This is a genomic window from Idiomarina sp. HB, assembly GCF_048059115.1.
GTDB lineage: Bacteria > Pseudomonadota > Gammaproteobacteria > Enterobacterales > Alteromonadaceae > Idiomarina > Idiomarina abyssalis.
In genome coordinates this window covers 74274-91002 of record NZ_JAYLVU010000004.1, presented here as the reverse complement: position 1 = coordinate 91002, position 16729 = coordinate 74274, and the positions used below count along the sequence as shown (strand labels likewise).

Below are 16729 nucleotides of genomic sequence, written 5' to 3'. Positions count from 1 at the left end.
GGAAACAACATGAAATACTCATTAATTATTGTCAGTTCAGCTGCCGTTATGTTGCTATCAGGCTGCCTGGATAACAGTGACGAAAATCTGCCACCAGCAGCTCGCGATAGTATGTTTACAATGACCGTAGATACGACACTTAACGAAACACTGAATGGTTATGATGGCAACGGTGATACCCTGAGCTACCAGCTAGAACAAGGCACCGACATTGGCGAGCTAACAGTGAATTCGGATGGCACCTTCAGTTATACACCACCCAGCGAATATGTTGGTGATGTTGACTTTAGGTATTCTGTTACGGACGGCGAACTCTCTGATGAGGGAACTGTATCAATCGCGGTGGAAGCCGAGCAGGTTGCTGCGAGCTTTTATGTCCGTGAGGCTTATGGTCAACCTGCTAATGCTGAGCCATTGCCTTTGAATGGACGCATAATCAATGATGATGTCTCGGATACGGCAGCTTTTGCCGATCTGGTAGCGGAAGGAGGCAATGAATGAGAGTCGCGCTTTTACTGATCGGTTTATTGGTCAGTCATATGGCGGCTTCATCGGAAGAGTTACTATGGCAGCCTGAGGCTGCCATAGTTCCGACCGAAGTAACCGAGGCTGAACAAGGGTACCAGCAACACCCTAACAGCCTGAACCATGGCGCTGATCTTATTCACCACTATCTTAACTGGGTTCGCCGCTCGGACAGCCATGAATATTTACAAAAGGCAAAGCAGTTACGATCAAAGCTGGCAGAACAACCCAGTGCTAACCGGAACCTTAACTGGCTATTAGCAAGTGCCGATTTACTGCAATACCAACATCAGTTTACCAAGGCCAGTGAATATTTAGAGCGGATTCTTGAACTACGTCCATTCCACTTGCAGGCCTCACTGATGCAAGCGCGTATTGCCTTGGCTCAAGGGAACACTGAAGCAGCTAAGTCCCGCTGCACCTCATTGTTTGGTCAACATTCATTAAGTATCGTATCGACCTGCTTACTTGAAGTTGAGGGACGTGCCAACCAACAGCTTGCCGCTTACACGCAGTTAAGCGATCTGCAAAAGCGACAGCCACAAGAAAGTGAAGTTGACACTATTGAGCGCTGGCGTTTACAGATCCTGGCCGAACAAGCATTGTTATTAGAGCGTTATGCCGAAGCAAGAAGCTGGCTTAACCAGTTACCCGAAGAGAAAACCATTGTAGAAGAAAAACTATTGCTGGACAGTTATTTGCTGGAAACGTCTGGATCACTTCCCGACTCGCTGATAGCCGACTGCGCTAGTCAGCTCACCGACGCGTTAGCGGTTCGTGTCGCCCTAGTGCAACAACGATTGCACGGTGGTGGTTGCTGGGTAGATTACATCAAGCAACGAATGCATTTGCGCGTACTTCGCAATGATCGGCTGCACAGTGCAGATATTGCGTTTTATTTTACCTACCTCCTTGAGCATCCTGACAGAGCTGTGAAGTGGGCTAACATCAATTATTCTGTCGCCAAAGAGCCCTTTGATAAACGGCTCTTGATTGACGCGCAACAACTTCAAAAAGAGGCGAATCAATGATGAAGATACCAACGTTTTTTTCTATCCCCCTCTTGCTCCTGTCTTTAGCGTTTACAGGGCAGGTTAGTGGACATTCATTCAGTACATCGTTTTTAAATATCGATCGTGATGGGCTGCTTAAATACCAGATATCGTTTCACGACCTAGTTGCATTAAACGACGACTGGATAGACGAAGGCAAAATAAGCAAGCAGCTCCTAAACGGAAAACTGAATAAACTGGAGCAATTCCTTAATCAAACGGTCAGTCTTAACCAGTGTCACTTAGTATTAACTCACAATAATCCCTGGGTTACCGTGACCTATGCCAAAGAACAGTATCTTGTATTACAGGCAGAGCCTGATTGCGACCAGCCACTAACGTCAGTGACCGTAAATAATGTCTGGACAGAGTTTCCTGACCATCGAGTGATTGTTGAATCTTCACTATTAGACACGAGTAGCAATCCCACTGTTATAGACATTGAGCAACGCACGGTTATTTTTTAACTTTGAATCATAGGGAGGGACTTTAAATTAAGAAGTCTTGCCGTGATCGGTCCAATAGTGCCCAGATTAATGTAGTAAGACAATATTAAACAAAATTTTACCTGTTTGGCCGGATACTTAGCATTAATAGATTAAGTCGACTTAAGTCAAATTCAATGTCCGTCCATCGCTCGAAGCTGACATTAACGCAGGCCCTTAGATATCGAATATAAAGAGATAGTGCACTCTATGTAGGATTGAGTACGGTTGATAAGCTATTCAAGTCAGAGCTCACCCGCCTGTTCAATAACTTCCGTCCATGATTTTTTAGAATGCCAATCATTGTATCTTTCCATCAAGGGCAGGTAGTGCTCAGGGATATCTGAATCGGGTGCGTTGCTATATGAATAGGCCATTCCTTCTCTGAACCATTCCGGTTTCATCATTGTCGCAACAGCACCAATTTCGGAAAATTGAAACCAATGAATCAATTCATGCTGAGTAATGTAGCTTTGCCAAGAAGCGGGAGCTATAACCGTACCAAGAAAAGGGTATGAGATGGCCCGCTCATAGCCTCCTCCGAACGACTGATAACACTCTAAAGTGGAGCAATATACAAATATAGGCTTTGAGCGAAGAGGTATTCCAGCAGAAGAGACTGCATCGAAGGCGGATCCGTACAACTCTTCGGCTTTTTCCATTTCTTTTGTGTGCTCGACACAAACCGAGTTGTGACATTTCATGCCGTTTAAATGTGGAAAAAGCAATCTAACCGGTTTTACGAACGACCACGCTAGCAATGGAAGCGAGGTAAGAATCAACACCAATGACAACTTTTTGATCACTTTAGCTCCTTGTGTACCACATTTATGCATTTTGCGTGCGGACGGTGTAACTCGCTCAACAGTTAGGTACTGATCCTTAGGTCAACGCAAAAATACCGCTACCAAGATACACTATTAATAACCTGAATAGCACTCGTTTAAGCCCTACCGACTGCATGATACCTAACATTGGTTATGCGTTACACCGACGAAAGTCCGATTGGAGCGAGAAGCGGAACTTGAATTTTTCTTAGAGTTTTTAATGTGCTTCAACTTGCGGTAACTGAGGTTACGCTAATGGCTTTAGGAACTCGTGAGCGGCGCTAATGTGTAGTATGCGGTTGTTTTACTCAACTTGTTGGTTTAACGTTAATTTGAAAGTCGGGGCTTAATGTTGCTCGCTATGCAACACCTCAATATGAAGAGAATGTTGTGTATTCAAGGAGGATAAAGATGAAGAAAACTCTAGGGCTCGTGATCGTTGCTTTTCTTACCGGATGTACATCGCAAAATTACTCGGATGTGAGTGACAGCCAAGCGGTCATTAGTAACCTAAAAGTCTCCGAAGTGGGTACGCCTAGAACCGATAAGCACCAGTTACATGTAAAGTTTGATTATAGTATCAAGAACTACAAAGCACTTGATGGTCTATATACGTGCTCAGTCTTGTTTTCGACGGGAAAAGGTGAATGGGTGACCCAAACCATAGGAAACGATCCTTGCCAAATCGACTCAAGGAGCGGCTCAGTGTCAATGGAATGGACTACTCCTTTATCGACGAGTGCGGATTATTCAGATGAAGTATTGAAAAAAATGCAGTTACCACTCAAATACCAAGTAGCTATTCATCAAAAAAAGACTAAAAGCAGAAACAATATCATCGGTATGAGTGAACCTCTCTACCTTTCACCCAAACGATAAGAGTAATAACGCGTTTAGCTTGCGAGCCTCTGAGTACAGCAAGTATGACAAAGTTGGCCTTTAAGAGCCTTTCATAGCAACGAGTCTTTCCCCAACCCTTTACACTCACTTTCGAATGAGCGAGTGATCTAAAACCCTCTCTTACGCTATAGTACAAGGAGTCTTAGTAAAGGAGTATTGCGCTTATGAGAAAATGGATCTGGATATTTGCGACAGGAGTTTCCGCTATAGCGGTTAATGTCCAGGCGCAAGAACTCTCAAATATGCAGCAATGCCTGCTGGGTAAAATGAATGACGCCAATGCTGAAGTCACTATTGCGGATGTTCGGGCTCAGTGTGAGGAAGAACTTCGCTCTGCTGAGGACGAGGACATTGTTGAAGTCGATGCCGTTGAGCAGCCCGGCGCTTTAACCAACCGCATGAAAAGTGAGCAGGTTACTCAGTTTGACCCTTATGTTTTAACTCCGCACCGTCGCAATTATTTACTGCCGGTAATTACCAGTAACAACATTAACCGCGAGCAGTATGCGAGCGTAGATGGTTATGAGCAAAACCTTGAAGACTACGAAGCGAAGTTTCAGTTCAGCTTTAAAGTGCCTTTCAATAGAGAAAGCTTGTTGTTTGAAGAAGATAAACTTTTCTTCGGTTTAACCGTGCAGTCGTGGTGGCAGGTGTACTCCGATGATATTTCCAAGCCGTTCCGTGAAACCAATTACATGCCTGAAATTTTCTATGCCACACCAACCGGCTGGCATCCTTTTGGCACAAATACGGGGGTCGTTTTTGGTGCCGAACACTTATCAAACGGTCGCAGCCAGCCTTTGTCGCGTAGTTGGAACCGATTTTATGCGCAGTTTTTTGTTGAAAAAGGCCGTTTTGTTTTCTCCCTAAAACCCTGGATACGCTTACAGGAAAACAGAAAAACCGACCCTATGCAGTCCAGCGGAGATGACAACCCGAACATTACCGACTACGTTGGCGACTACGAATTCACCACGGCTTACAGCGATGGTGATTTTGAATACATTCTTCGCCTTCGTCATGCCATTGATACCGGCAGAGGGTCAGCAGAACTCAACTGGACCTTCCCTATTGGCGGTAAATTTATAGGTTATACCTCAATATTTACCGGTTACGGAGAGAGTCTCATTGATTACAACCATAAACAGACTCGCTTTGGTATCGGCATAGCTTTAAACAACATTCTATAACGCTTAAATGGATAAAAACGGCTGGAGCAAGAAGATACTCCAGCCGTAACGCCAAGGTACTAAGCCATTCCTTTCATCGACTGTAGCGAACGTTCGACTTCGCTGTCGCCTGCCATTAAATCAAAAGCTTTATGCTCAGTTCCATTTTCGTCAAGGCAGCGTCGCAGAACGCTGGCGACATCTTCACGCGGTACAGAACCCGGTGCCAGTGAATCACCAACAACCACTTTACCGGTCGCTTCTTCGTCCGTTAATGCCCCCGGACGAACAATGGTCCAGTTAAGGTTTGTACGCATCAACTCCCGGTCTGCATAATGTTTTGCGGCGTAATAGGGAAGTAAAGAATCGGCCCAGTTTTCCCGGTTGTTCGACTGCCAGGCACTAACCATGACATAACGCTTAACTCCGGCTGCTTCTGCTGCCTCCATAGTTTTTACCGCACCGTCTAAATCAACCAACAATGTTTTATCGTCACCGGTACTTGCGCCGGAGCCAGCGGTGAAGACCACGGCATCGACGCCGTCAAACAGCTCCTGCCACTTTGAAACCGGTCCTTCTAAATCACCTAACTTGGCGGTAACACCTCGTTCCTGCCACGCCTTTTGCTGCGCTTCTTTGCGCACCACCGCAATAACTTCATGTGTTTTCGCGTGCTGCATCTGCTCAACCAAATGCTGACCAATTTTTCCATTTGCTCCAATAACAGCTACTTTCATCATCCACCTCCATGAGTTTTCTCTGTCTGATTCTACGTAACTTTTACTGAATTTAGATCGCCATTTTACTGACATTTACAAGTAGCATAAGGCTTGTAGGCATTACGACAGAGCACTGTCATATGACAGGCTCAAAACTGACGTCACGCTGTTTTTCTAACACTGGTAGCTTTATTCAGCACACGAAGAGTGTATTCTTTAAAACAAATAAAAAGGTGAGTCGCAATGAAACAATCTCTGACTGAAAAGCTGTATTTAGCGTATCGTTTTGAATTTGAGCATAACAGCCATACTATTACGGCAAATGCTTCCAGCCTTACCAGTAAAGAAGAAATTCTGGTCGACGGCGTGTCGGTATCAAAAAAACGTAATCTGGGCTTATCCAGTCGCCATCAGTTTCAGGTTGATGGCACTTCGTACGAACTACGCTTCAATGTGACCGGTTTTCTGTTCTGTCGGGTGGAATGTACTTTGATGGCGGACGGCAACGTCATAGAAACAGAAACTCGTTCCGCTTTTGATAATAAGAAAGTTTTTATCCGTAACCTCATTTTATTTTTTCTGGCCGGTATGGCCTTTGGTTATTTAGCAGCCACCATAGCGCTAAAGGTAATGGGGTAAGCTATGCAAATTGATGCAGCTAAAGCCATAGAGCTAAGGAATAAAAGAGGTTGGACACAGCAGCACCTGGCGGATGCCTGCGCAGTCAGCTTACGGACGATACAACGCGTGGAAAAAGATGGCATAGCGTCACAGGAGACCGTTGCAGCCCTGTGTAGTGTGTACGAAATAGAGCGACAGATTATCGGAGCAGACTCTGTCACAAAACCCAAAGTCAGTAACGCAGTAAATCAGCAACGCCCACCGGGCTGGTTAGATGCACTGCCCATGTTAATCACACTGCTGTTAGGTATGGCTATTGGTATTGGCTTAACACTCTGGCTAACTAACCGCTAATGAAAAGTGGGCATAAAAAAAGGCAACCCGAAGGTTGCCTTTTTAGACTTCGAGGCGCGTAATTACAGCGCTACGATGTTCTCAGCCTGAGGACCTTTAGGGCCTTGAGTTACTGCGAACTCAACGCGCTGGCCTTCAGTTAAGGTTTTGAAACCGTCGCTAGAAATAGCGCTGAAATGTGCGAAAACGTCTGCGCCGTTTTCACGTTCGATGAAACCGAAGCCTTTTGCTTCGTTAAACCATTTTACTGAACCAGTAATTTTATCAGACATAATATATCTTCCTGTAACTTTTAAGTATGTGGCCGTTAAAGGCCGATGATGCGGGTAAAAATAAGAACTTAGAACTACAGGACGATGGTATTAATAATAATAGGTCAACGAAGTGGAGTTTTTTAACTAACTGTCTTTCTATCTATCCGACGCAGTGGAGTCTACGCCTATTGCACTGTGAGTCAAACGATTTATCACTTTATTTTGATAATAAATTTATGCATCAGTGTCATCCGCCCAGACAACACAGTTACGACCTGCCCGCTTAGCCTTATACAGCGCCTGATCAGCCCTTCTGTAAATACTGGAAACGTCATCTTCCGCTCGGCTCTCCGAGGCGCCAATACTGACTGTTGGGTTAATAATTTCCCCTGAATCGAGCGTAATGACTGTCTCTTCTACCGCCTGACGCACTCTTTCCAGTACTTGCGTCGCACTCTCATGGTCGGCGTAAGCCAATACCACCATAAACTCTTCACCACCCACCCGGACAACGCTGTCGCTGCTACGAACGGCTTCTGACATGGCTCCGGTGCCTGCAATTAGTACTTTATCACCCACATCGTGCCCGTAAGTGTCATTAATTGCTTTAAAGTGGTCAAAGTCAATAACGGCAACAACACATCCGCGCTCATCGTTTTTCCGTATTAAGCTTTGCTCAAGTATTTCCATGCCCGCCGAACGATTCTTAAGTCCGGTTAACGCATCGGTATAGGCAATAACCGCCATATCATCCCGTTGGCGGATTAGGTCGGAACGAACCTGTTGCTCAGCAATAACGGTTTCTACCGCCGTGCCCATCATTCTTACCATTTCGACTTCAAGCTCACTGAAAGGCTCCGCCCGTCTGTTTTTACGGGAAAACCCTAAAATGCCCCAAGTTATATCGTTAATAATAATAGGCGTACCAATGTAGGTCTCCAGGCCGTAAGTCTGGAAACTGGAGTGATCTTTAAAGCGTGGATCTTCTGAAGCATCATTGGTATGAATTAAGTTATTGGCTTTAAGTACTACCGAGCAATAGGTTGTCTCCAAAGGCAATTGCGTGCCGGCAGGAAAATCCATTTTTGCGGTTTGCGCCCATTCAATGGTGTAAGTCTCGTTTTTAATAGAACTGGCGGTACCAATATCAACACCTAAGTAATCCACACCAACTTTTAGTAACTCATCAATGGAGGCGGGGTCAATCCGGCGTCCACGTTTATGAATCACTTCATGAATGGTGCGCATAACATCAACCGATGCGTAATAGTCCGTTACGTCCTCAATAAGAGCATAAAGACCAATGACCTTACCTTGCTCATCAAATTCAGGCAGGTAGCGAATATCCAAAAAGCACTTACGTCCGTTTCGGAAAGTAATAACGTCTGAAAACTCTAGCTTCTCACCACTAGAAAACACACGGTCATGATTTGGCTTTACCCGCTGGTAAGATTCGTCACTCAACACGTCGGTTACCGGTCTACCCAGCATGTCATCCGGCGTTAAATCAAAAAACGAGGCATAAGCCGTATTCACAAAGTGAAAACGTCTTTCAACATCAACATAAGCTACCATCGTTGGCAGCTGTTCAATTATTCTATGAGTAATACGGTTTGTTGACATAGCGCCTCATCGCTTTAAAGCTCAAGGGTACGAGCCAGCATAACTGCTAACTATACTAACTAACAGTGTAGCAAAGTGTCGTAAACTATTCGGATAAGATTGCCTTAAAGAACTCGCTACCCTTACGGCGGGCAAACTCTATATTTCGTTCCGGAATGGATTCCGGGTCATCGTAGCTTTTCAGCGCCTCTTCAATGCTGGCTTCACGCAGCAGGTGTAAGGTCGGGTAAGGAGCCCGGTTGGTGTAATTAGCCGGATCATCTTGCGCCTCCCCGTCAAAACAATAGTCGGGATGAAAATGCGCCAGTTGATAAACGCCCTCGTAACCCTCTTCAACAAGCAATGCATCGGCAATATCAACCAGAGTCAGAAAGTCATAAAAACCTTCAAACCCGGAAGGAAGAATAAGCAATGTGGTTTCAGTTTCAGGCGTCGCGTCCAGGTGGTTAACTTCATCCAGTAATTGTTGCAGCACGGCTTGAGGTTCGCGCTGAGCAGCTGTCACATATCGAATACTCTTACGCTCAACTTCGCGGCGAGCAAAAGGGCAGATGTTGTACTTTACAATCAGCTGTTGCACCCAATGGCGGGTTTGCTCAATAATCTTAGCTGTATCAGTCGTCATTTTTCGTATCTTTTCCGAAAAGGAAGCCACTTTGCCATGAAATCGCTTGAACTCAAAGTACCGCCCGTGCTGGTTGTTGCCGTTGTTGCCGGGCTAATGTGGTTAACCGCCCATTACACGGAAGCCTTTAACCAGTTTTATGTTGGTCAGCGCGCTGCCGCTATTTTCCTATTGGCATTAGGCGTGTTATTACCCTTGCTGGGTGTTATTGGTTTTCGACGTGCACAGACAACAGTAGACCCACGCGACCCTGCCAAAAGTACAGAACTGGTCACCACGGGTATTTATCAGCGAACGCGGAACCCAATGTATTTAGGCTTTTTCTTTTTGTTAATGGCGTGGGGCGTTTTTCTGGGTAGTGTGTTTTCTTTATGGGGCTTAGCGTTGTATGTGGCTTACATGAACCGCTTTCAGATTATTCCGGAAGAACGTATTCTGACAGAAACCTTTGGTGAAACTTATAAAGATTACTGTCAGAAAACTGGCCGTTGGTGGTAGGGCCGCTTAATTTAAAAAAGCTGCCGCCGTTTTAAGCTCCGGCCCAGTAGAATGAGGCCCGACAAGCTAAACCAGAGCGCAGCGGTTGCCGCAACAATGTTCAGAAGGCTGTTAAAGTCCCGTTCACCGCTGTAGTCCATAAAGTGTAAACGGAACATCCAGTCACTTAACCACCAACTGCTGTTACGGTGATCAATCACTTCGCCGGAGGCTGCGTCTATGTAGGCACGCGTTGCAATGTCATCGCTGAAGGTCACTCTAAAGCCCTTGCTCCGCCAACCAATAATCTCATCACTTCCGGTTACGGCATGCACTTGTTCAATACGGCCAGGGCCATTGTAGCTTTGTCGAGCCAGCTCAGCTGCCAGCGGTGCCGACGTCTTCCAGTCTTTTCCTGTGAGAGCATTCACATAATGCTTTTTACCATCGGTTGTTGTAACCACGTACTGAGCGGTACCCGCAACGGACCGTATTTCCAGACTTTGAACATTCTCAAAACGTTCAATTAACGCGCTTTCCGGGTAATAAACCGGACCTACGGCCTCTTCAGTAACGGGTTGGAAATAGTCATGGGCTGCCAGCTTCTCATGACCCAACCAACTAAAGTACAAGCCGCTAGCTAACCATATAAATACCTGAATAAAAATAACCAGGCTTAACCAGCGATGCAGTTTGCGCATAAACCTCATACTGACCGCCTTCTTTTTTTACGTGGCCGATAATGAAAGTAAAGCAAGGCAATGCCACTTATCAGAAACAAGCCATTAGCAATGCTAAACGCTTTTAACCACCAGGTTTCAATGTCCACCCTGTCCTGATAGTCCATAATATGGAGCATCCAGAAGAAGTCGAACATCCGCCAGAAATCATGACGCTTGGTTACAAGCTCACCCGTCGCCGCTGAAAAATATAAAGTAGCACCGGCCATATCATTAAAGTCCACTCGCCAAACGGGTAATAAGGCAGGGTTCAGCTCACCCGGGGCTTTGTCTTCAATAAAACTGACCTGGGCTTTTATGTTTTCGTCACCGGTATAATGCTGTCGCGCTATGTAGCCGATGTCCATTCGATCAAGCTCTATCGGCTCAAGAGACTCAGCCATAAACAACTGTGTGCCAGCCTTGCTCTCAACGCTGTAAACCGGTTGCAAAGATCCATCTATCCACTGCTGTATTAAGCGGACCGACGTGGCTTCGGGGTTTTGTTCCAACACCCAGCTTATTGGAGAGTTTAAGGTATTTTTAGCAATAGGCTGCTCAAGCTCTTTCACCAGGTGATTACCGTGAATAAAGCTCAGATCAAAATACACCATATAGGCACCGCTAATACTCCACACCACCAGCTGTAAGCCGACAATAAGAGATAACCAGCGATGCCAGACTCGCCATTTTCGAGGGTTCATATGCGCTAAATTAATAACCGCCGTTCATTGAGCCAGCCATGCCTACCATACCAATGAACATGAAAATATTGATGACAATAGCAATAGCAACCCAAATAAGAGCAGCTCTTGCCCAATTTTTCTTGTTTGGATTTGTTGCATCTGAGAAGCCCCAGACAAACAACATAATAATGCCAATAAGTGGAATAGCGGTAATTAGAAGGGTGACAAACCAATTGCCAGTAGAGATAACATCATTGTTATTATTCTGATTTTCCATAATAGACCTTACTTTTATAATTTATTGTTATGAAGTGCTCTATAAAATTATCGGGTCGTCTCGCAAAAGTCAAAGTAGTTCTCTAACTCTCTGCTTTAATTGAGGAATAACTTCGTCTTCAAACCATGGGTTCCGACGTAACCATAAGTTGTTTCGCGGGCTAGGGTGCGGCATCGGCAGTAAAGTTGGCCAATAATCTTGCCAACTTTTTACTCGCTCAGTCAAATTGCGCTTTGGTTCATTTAAATGCCATTGCTGAGCATACTGACCAATAGCCAGCGTCAGTTCCAAATTAGGTAACTGCTCTAACAACTGATTACGCCAGGCTGGAGCACACTCAGGACGCGGTGGCAGGTCACCAGACTTCCCTGTTCCCGGGTAGCAAAGTCCCATAGGAATAATAGCGAGTTTTTCGGCGTCATAGAAAGTCTCTTTATCGATACCCATCCATTGCCGCAACCTGTCGCCGCTTGGGTCATCAAAGGGTTTGCCGGAGGCGTGTACACGTCTGCCAGGGGCCTGACCTGCAACCAGAATACGGGCTTTAGGGTTTAGCTGAACGACCGGTCTGGCACCTAAGGGAAGCTCCGGCTCACATAAAGTACAGGCTCTTACATCACGCAATAATTGTTGCCAGTGCGGCGGCTCTTCCCATTTCATACCCCTGCTCCAACAGTTTTTTGTCCTGAGTAAAACGCCCCACCGGAAAGTCAGCAGGCGGTGCTAACACGGTCATATTACAATCCGTTGGTGGATTATCAATGAAGTTAATTGCGTCATTATACACCGTGGAGCGTCTGGCAACCGCGTCAAATAAAGCAGGATGATGTTTAAAAAAGCGCTTCATAAAGGTCGGCAGTGGTCGTATTTTTTTCCTGAAGCCACGGGGCTGAGACAAAATAACGGTAATGTCCCGGGCCCCCATTTCATAGGCTTTAATCACCGGAATAGAGTCGGCCAGACCACCGTCTGTCATAGCCGCGCCGCCAACGGTGGGGAAGTCGCGGTAAGCCAAAGGGATAGCGCAGGACGCCGGAAAAAGTTCGTGCAAATTATCGGCTGTCACCCGGGTGTAAACTGGTAAGCCTGTATCGACGTTGGTGGTAACGACATACAAAGGGCGATTTTGCTCAAGGTAATACTGAGTACTCAACGGCACTTGCTCAAACGAAGCATGCCATAGCCAGCTGACATCGCAAAAGTGACCACCTTTTAAAAATCGCCGCCAATTAAGAAACTCGGGCTGCAGTGCATGCTGCAAAAGAATTTTTCGGTTACGTCCATGGTCGCCGGCAAGAAAGCCAATCAGGTTGGTTGAACCTGCCGACACACCAATCGCAAAATCAAAGTCTGTATGTCCGGCTTCAAGAAAACCGTCCAGTACACCCGCGGCGAAAATGCCACGCATAGCGCCGCCTTCAACCACCAGTGCTTTGTTACCTTGCTCTTGCGTCATACACTCGCTTATTTCTCAATGCTCTTTATTTTTCAATACTCTTTACTTCTCAATAAAGGCCTGCTCAATTACGTAGTCACCCTGGCGACGTGACGTTGCCTTTGTGAAACCACGCTCATTCAGTATTGCCATTAAGTCTTGCAGCATAGCGTCATTACCACACAACATAAAGCGGTCATGCTCAGGGTTAATGTCGGGCATACCAATGGTTTTAGTCAAGGTACCCGACTCCAGCAAGTCGGTAATGCGTTGTTGATGAGCCTCGTCACGGAATGGCTCCCGGGTAACCGTTGGGTAGTAGATTAGCTTTTCGCGCACCCAGTCACCAAAGTACTCATTGCTTGGTAAGTCCTCGCCAATTTCCTTTTGATAAGCCAGCTCTGAAACCCAGCGAACACCGTGCACTAACACAACTTTATCGTACTGTTCATAAATATCGGGGTCTTTAATAACGCTCATAAAGGGCGCCAGTCCGGTGCCTGTACTCAGCAAATACAAATTTTTGCCGGGTAATAAATGCCCGGGAACCAGAGTGCCTGTTGGACGAGTGGACAGTACTACCTCGTCACCCACCTGAATGTGTTGCAGGCGGGAGGTCAGGGCGCCGTCCGGCACCTTGATACTGAAAAACTCCAGTTCTTCTTCATGGTTTGCGCTGGCAATGCTGTAGGCCCTGAGCAAGGGCTTCTCTTCCAGCTGCAGACCCATCATCACAAACTGGCCGTTTTCAAAGGTGAAACTTGGCTGACGGGTGGTTCTGAAGCTGAATAAGGTATCGTTCCAGTGGCGTACCTGAGTCACTTTTTCCGCAATGATACTTCTCATAACTATTCCTCATTGGCGATTTTGTGCGCATCATAACATAACGTGATTAAATCTAAATGAGAATTTTTATCATTAAGTATTGCAAATGAGAATAGTTTTTATATAAGATACATTCACTGATGTTTGTAAAGGATTAAAAAGTCATGGCTCGACGCTCGAGTAGACGCAAAGGATGGTCATTAAAAGACTGGCATTGGATAAGTTCTGCCATCTGCCTCATTGGCATGCTGTTGTTTTCAGTTACCGGCATTACGCTTAACCACGCCGGCTGGATAGAGTCTGCGCCCAGCGTCGAAAGCCATGAAAGTTCTCTCCCACAAACGGAATTGGCCCGGTTGGTGAATGCGTCAGGGAATGACGTTCTGCCAACTTTTTTTCACCGCTGGTACGAAGATAAGACGCAGAACAGCATCAGTTCAAATGCCGAAATAGAATGGAATGACTACGAATTGTACGTCGCCATGCCCCGACCTGGCGGGGATAGCTGGTTCAGCGTCGACTTAGCCAGCGGTGCCTTTTATTCAGAAACCACCGATCGCGGCTGGATTGCCTACTTCAATGATCTCCACAAAGCGCGTAACACCGGGCTTTTCTGGAGCCTCTTTATTGATGTATTTGCCATTGCCAGCATTCTGTTCACTGTTACAGGGTTATTACTCTTGAAAAAATACAGCAAAGGGCGAAAGTCCACCTGGCCTTTAGTTCTGGCCGGATTCATCATTCCCTTATTCGCCATTATGGGTTCTGCACATGCCGCTGACAATGAACTCACCGTGGAAATTCCTCGCTTATCGGTTGCCGAATACCACGCACCTTACCTGGCGGTATGGCTCGCTAACGAGCGTCACCAGCGAGTCGTCGACATTGCCGTCTGGTACGACGTAAACCTGAAAGACAACGAGGGTGAGAAGTGGCTGAAAGACATGCGTCAATGGTGGCGACGCAGTGGTCGCATGGCCGACATGCCTATTGATGGCGTGTCAGGTGCAACGCGTCGTCCGGGCACTAACCGTGTGGACTTAACACCTTTACTGACTCAATTACCGGAGCTTGAAGCCGGCCAGTATTACTTATACGTCGAAGCCGCACGCGAGCTCGGAGGCCGTGAAATGTTGCGGCTGCCATTGTCTTTACCAATTGAAAGCCCAATATCCATCTCAGACACCGGCGAGCATGAGCTTGGTCGCGTGTCATTAAAACTGGAGCCTTAACCATGAAATTATCTTCTGTACTGACCACCAGTCTGGCCGTTCTGACCTTATTCGCCAGCGCCAGTAGTGAAGCCCACCGTGTCTGGATAAAGCCGAGTGCAACCATTGTATCCGGCGACTCGGAATGGATTACTTTTGACGCCGCTATTGCTAACGGCATTTTCTACCCTGACCACTACCCGCTGGGACTGGACCGTGTAAAAGCCATGGCCCCCGATGGTGCAGCCGTGACTTTAGAAAATGGCCACAAGGGCAAGCTTCGCTCTGTATTCGATGTTGAGCTGGAAAAAGAAGGCACATATACCGTTTACTCAGCCAGCTCAGGCTTATCGGCACGTTGGGTAGACGCCGAAGGTGAACGCCAATACTGGCCTCCTCGTGGCTCGCAAAAAACCAATGAGGATTTCTATAAGGAAGTACCTCAGAACGCCAAAGACCTGGAAGTTAGTGAGCGCTCACATCGTGTAGAAGCTTTTGTTACCTCCGGCGCACCAACCTATGACACTTTGGGTCCAACTGGTAAAGGTCTGGAACTGGAACCGATCACTCACCCAAATGATTTATACACTAGCGAAAACATTACCTTTAAGTTCAATATTGATGGCACAGCAGCGGCGGGTACTGAAATTGTTCTGGTAAAAGACGGGGAACGCTACCGCGACCAGTCACAACCCACCAAACTGAAAACCGACAAGAAAGGTGAGGTGACTTTTACTCTGAATGAGCCGGGCATGTACTGGTTAGAAGCCGAGTACACTGACAACAATGGAAAAGCCCCGGCGAGTAAACGCCAGGGCTCCTATGTTGCTGTACTAGAAGTATTACCGATGTAATTAATCGGCTGTTACAACGGGTGGTTCCTCTAAACGAACCACGCCCAGTGTATTGGCGTCGGTACCGAACCAAATGGAGTCGGTGCTTTCATCATAGAACATATGACGAACGGTACCGCCGCCACTTTCCAGCTCCATCGGCTCTGAAAACTCATGGGTTTCTGTATCAAAGCCCACCAGTCGGTTAGGCTGAACACCGGTTTCCACAAACCAGACATCGTTACGTTTATCCACAGCCATACCGTAAGGGCGCGAATTTTCTTCAGCGGGTGCGCGCCAGTCTTTATTCTCGCCACTGACCGGGTCGTAACTGCCAACATACCCTTTGTTGTAGTCGACATACCAAATCGTACCATCGTCAGTCATACCCAACCGGCGCGGTCGGTTATCTTTTCTATCCAGCTCTATTTCCTGAAGCTTGCCGTTTTCTATGGTCGCCAGTTTATTGGTGCCAAAAAGCGTTGCCCAGGGTTTGTCATTTTCGACAATTAAACCATAGGGTCTGGCCGAGTCCGTGGGAACATCCCACAGCATCATCTCACCATCACCGGTTTCCAGAAAACCAATTTGATTACCACCTTGCACCGTAAACCAAATGTCATCGTTGGAGGTAAAGTCCATGGTATGACTGTCACGAGTGCCATCACCCGGCAGCTCAAACTTCTCGATGTCACCTGTTGCAGGGTCAATTAACCCAATATGATTCATAAGATTACCGGCGTACCAGGCACCGCGGTCATCCACTATAACGGTGTGCGGGCCAGCGCCATCGGGTAAATCGTAGCGTTTAAATTCTTCAGTTTTTGGGTTAAAGGTGGCGGCGTAATGGCTTCCCTGACCCACAAACCAAACCGTTCCGTCGTGTACCCATGGGTCACGCGGACGGGAGTCCTCCCATGGAACCTGCCACTCCTGAATTTCTGCGTTCGCCAGCCTGCTGTCTTTGTGATCATCACTTTTTGCCGGCGCACTGCTTACTCCCGCCAGACCAATGATTACTGCACTTGTTAAACTTAGGTACTTCATCGTTATGGCCTCCCGAAATAGATTCGTATCTAAGTATAGACGCTATTGCGTCAAACCCAACACTG

Annotated in this window: 22 protein-coding genes; 10 read left to right on the top strand and 12 right to left on the bottom strand. The window is 46.7% G+C overall.

Annotated features, from left to right (window positions below):
- Nucleotides 1-9: 9 nt before the first annotated feature.
- The 3 genes from VBY75_RS11500 to VBY75_RS11490 are packed head-to-tail and all read left to right on the top strand — an operon-like array spanning nt 10 to nt 2044.
- Entirely contained in the window at nt 10-501 is a 492-nt protein-coding gene (locus tag VBY75_RS11500; protein WP_222235965.1) for an Ig-like domain-containing protein, read from the top strand.
- Nucleotides 498-1556, top strand: coding sequence for a tetratricopeptide repeat protein (locus VBY75_RS11495; protein WP_416512606.1), 1059 nt, complete (start codon nt 498-500; stop codon nt 1554-1556). The genes VBY75_RS11500 and VBY75_RS11495 overlap by 4 nt, the downstream gene beginning before the upstream one ends.
- The gene (locus VBY75_RS11490; RefSeq protein WP_222235967.1) at nt 1553-2044 is read left to right on the top strand and encodes a hypothetical protein; all 492 of its coding nucleotides are present in this window, start codon (nt 1553-1555) and stop codon (nt 2042-2044) included. Before VBY75_RS11495 ends, VBY75_RS11490 begins: the two co-directional genes overlap by 4 nt.
- 263 nt (nt 2045-2307) lie before the next feature.
- On the opposite strand, the gene VBY75_RS11485 is transcribed toward VBY75_RS11490, so the two are convergent.
- The gene (locus tag VBY75_RS11485; protein WP_199495086.1) at nt 2308-2868 is read right to left on the bottom strand and encodes a hypothetical protein; all 561 of its coding nucleotides are present in this window, start codon (nt 2866-2868) and stop codon (nt 2308-2310) included.
- A 432-nt stretch (nt 2869-3300) separates the two neighbouring features.
- Here VBY75_RS11485 and VBY75_RS11480 point away from each other — a divergent pair, with 432 nt between their 5' ends.
- Together VBY75_RS11480 and VBY75_RS11475 are read left to right on the top strand one after the other, a co-directional pair.
- Nucleotides 3301-3768, top strand: a complete 468-nt coding sequence (locus tag VBY75_RS11480) for a hypothetical protein (RefSeq protein ID WP_271332236.1) — start codon at nt 3301-3303, stop codon at nt 3766-3768.
- Nucleotides 3769-3953: 185 nt separating this feature from the next.
- On the top strand, nt 3954-4979 hold the full coding sequence (locus tag VBY75_RS11475; RefSeq protein WP_199495088.1) for a phospholipase A: 1026 nt from the start codon (nt 3954-3956) through the stop codon (nt 4977-4979).
- A 59-nt stretch (nt 4980-5038) separates the two neighbouring features.
- On the opposite strand, the gene VBY75_RS11470 is transcribed toward VBY75_RS11475, so the two are convergent.
- On the bottom strand, nt 5039-5698 hold the full coding sequence (locus VBY75_RS11470; RefSeq protein ID WP_278358942.1) for an SDR family oxidoreductase: 660 nt from the start codon (nt 5696-5698) through the stop codon (nt 5039-5041).
- Nucleotides 5699-5920: 222 nt separating this feature from the next.
- Here VBY75_RS11470 and VBY75_RS11465 point away from each other — a divergent pair, with 222 nt between their 5' ends.
- Complete coding sequence (locus VBY75_RS11465; protein ID WP_416512602.1) at nt 5921-6316, top strand: hypothetical protein; 396 nt, start codon at nt 5921-5923, stop codon at nt 6314-6316.
- 3 nt (nt 6317-6319) lie between these two features.
- A complete protein-coding gene (locus VBY75_RS11460; protein ID WP_416512600.1) occupies nt 6320-6652 on the top strand; it encodes a helix-turn-helix transcriptional regulator in 333 nt (110 codons plus the stop codon).
- A gap of 62 nt (nt 6653-6714) precedes the next feature.
- On the opposite strand, the gene VBY75_RS11455 is transcribed toward VBY75_RS11460, so the two are convergent.
- The 3 genes from VBY75_RS11455 to VBY75_RS11445 form a co-directional block, all read right to left on the bottom strand.
- Nucleotides 6715-6924, bottom strand: coding sequence for a cold-shock protein (locus tag VBY75_RS11455; protein WP_054490368.1), 210 nt, complete (start codon nt 6922-6924; stop codon nt 6715-6717).
- Between the two features lie 216 nt (nt 6925-7140).
- Nucleotides 7141-8529, bottom strand: coding sequence for a diguanylate cyclase (locus VBY75_RS11450; RefSeq protein WP_416512598.1), 1389 nt, complete (start codon nt 8527-8529; stop codon nt 7141-7143).
- 85 nt (nt 8530-8614) lie between these two features.
- A complete protein-coding gene (locus VBY75_RS11445; RefSeq protein WP_416512595.1) occupies nt 8615-9154 on the bottom strand; it encodes a DUF1415 domain-containing protein in 540 nt (179 codons plus the stop codon).
- A 36-nt stretch (nt 9155-9190) separates the two neighbouring features.
- Between VBY75_RS11445 and VBY75_RS11440 the strand changes: the two genes are divergently transcribed.
- Complete coding sequence (locus VBY75_RS11440; protein WP_222235973.1) at nt 9191-9652, top strand: methyltransferase family protein; 462 nt, start codon at nt 9191-9193, stop codon at nt 9650-9652.
- Nucleotides 9653-9663: 11 nt separating this feature from the next.
- Here VBY75_RS11440 and VBY75_RS11435 read toward each other — a convergent pair whose 3' ends face one another.
- The 6 genes from VBY75_RS11435 to VBY75_RS11410 all read right to left on the bottom strand — a co-directional run bounded on the left by VBY75_RS11435 (nt 9664) and on the right by VBY75_RS11410 (nt 13594).
- On the bottom strand, nt 9664-10341 hold the full coding sequence (locus VBY75_RS11435) for a PepSY domain-containing protein (RefSeq protein WP_054490375.1): 678 nt from the start codon (nt 10339-10341) through the stop codon (nt 9664-9666).
- Nucleotides 10338-11054 carry a PepSY domain-containing protein gene (locus VBY75_RS11430; RefSeq protein ID WP_287816423.1) on the bottom strand — a complete coding sequence of 239 codons (717 nt, stop codon included), beginning with the start codon at nt 11052-11054 and terminating at the stop codon, nt 10338-10340. Before VBY75_RS11430 ends, VBY75_RS11435 begins: the two co-directional genes overlap by 4 nt.
- 10 nt (nt 11055-11064) lie before the next feature.
- On the bottom strand, nt 11065-11313 hold the full coding sequence (locus VBY75_RS11425; RefSeq protein WP_054490379.1) for a hypothetical protein: 249 nt from the start codon (nt 11311-11313) through the stop codon (nt 11065-11067).
- Between the two features lie 69 nt (nt 11314-11382).
- A complete protein-coding gene (locus VBY75_RS11420) occupies nt 11383-11973 on the bottom strand; it encodes a uracil-DNA glycosylase family protein (RefSeq protein ID WP_199495096.1) in 591 nt (196 codons plus the stop codon).
- Nucleotides 11930-12769, bottom strand: a complete 840-nt coding sequence (locus tag VBY75_RS11415; protein ID WP_271332229.1) for a patatin-like phospholipase family protein — start codon at nt 12767-12769, stop codon at nt 11930-11932. The genes VBY75_RS11420 and VBY75_RS11415 overlap by 44 nt, the downstream gene beginning before the upstream one ends.
- A gap of 42 nt (nt 12770-12811) precedes the next feature.
- A complete protein-coding gene (locus VBY75_RS11410; RefSeq protein ID WP_054490386.1) occupies nt 12812-13594 on the bottom strand; it encodes a ferredoxin--NADP reductase in 783 nt (260 codons plus the stop codon).
- Nucleotides 13595-13737: 143 nt separating this feature from the next.
- Here VBY75_RS11410 and VBY75_RS11405 point away from each other — a divergent pair, with 143 nt between their 5' ends.
- Nucleotides 13738-14805, top strand: a complete 1068-nt coding sequence (locus tag VBY75_RS11405) for a PepSY-associated TM helix domain-containing protein (protein WP_199495097.1) — start codon at nt 13738-13740, stop codon at nt 14803-14805.
- Nucleotides 14806-14807: 2 nt separating this feature from the next.
- Complete coding sequence (locus VBY75_RS11400) at nt 14808-15638, top strand: DUF4198 domain-containing protein (RefSeq protein ID WP_416512591.1); 831 nt, start codon at nt 14808-14810, stop codon at nt 15636-15638.
- Here VBY75_RS11400 and VBY75_RS11395 read toward each other — a convergent pair whose 3' ends face one another.
- Complete coding sequence (locus VBY75_RS11395) at nt 15639-16664, bottom strand: lyase (RefSeq protein WP_199495099.1); 1026 nt, start codon at nt 16662-16664, stop codon at nt 15639-15641.
- Nucleotides 16665-16729: the final 65 nt, after the last annotated feature.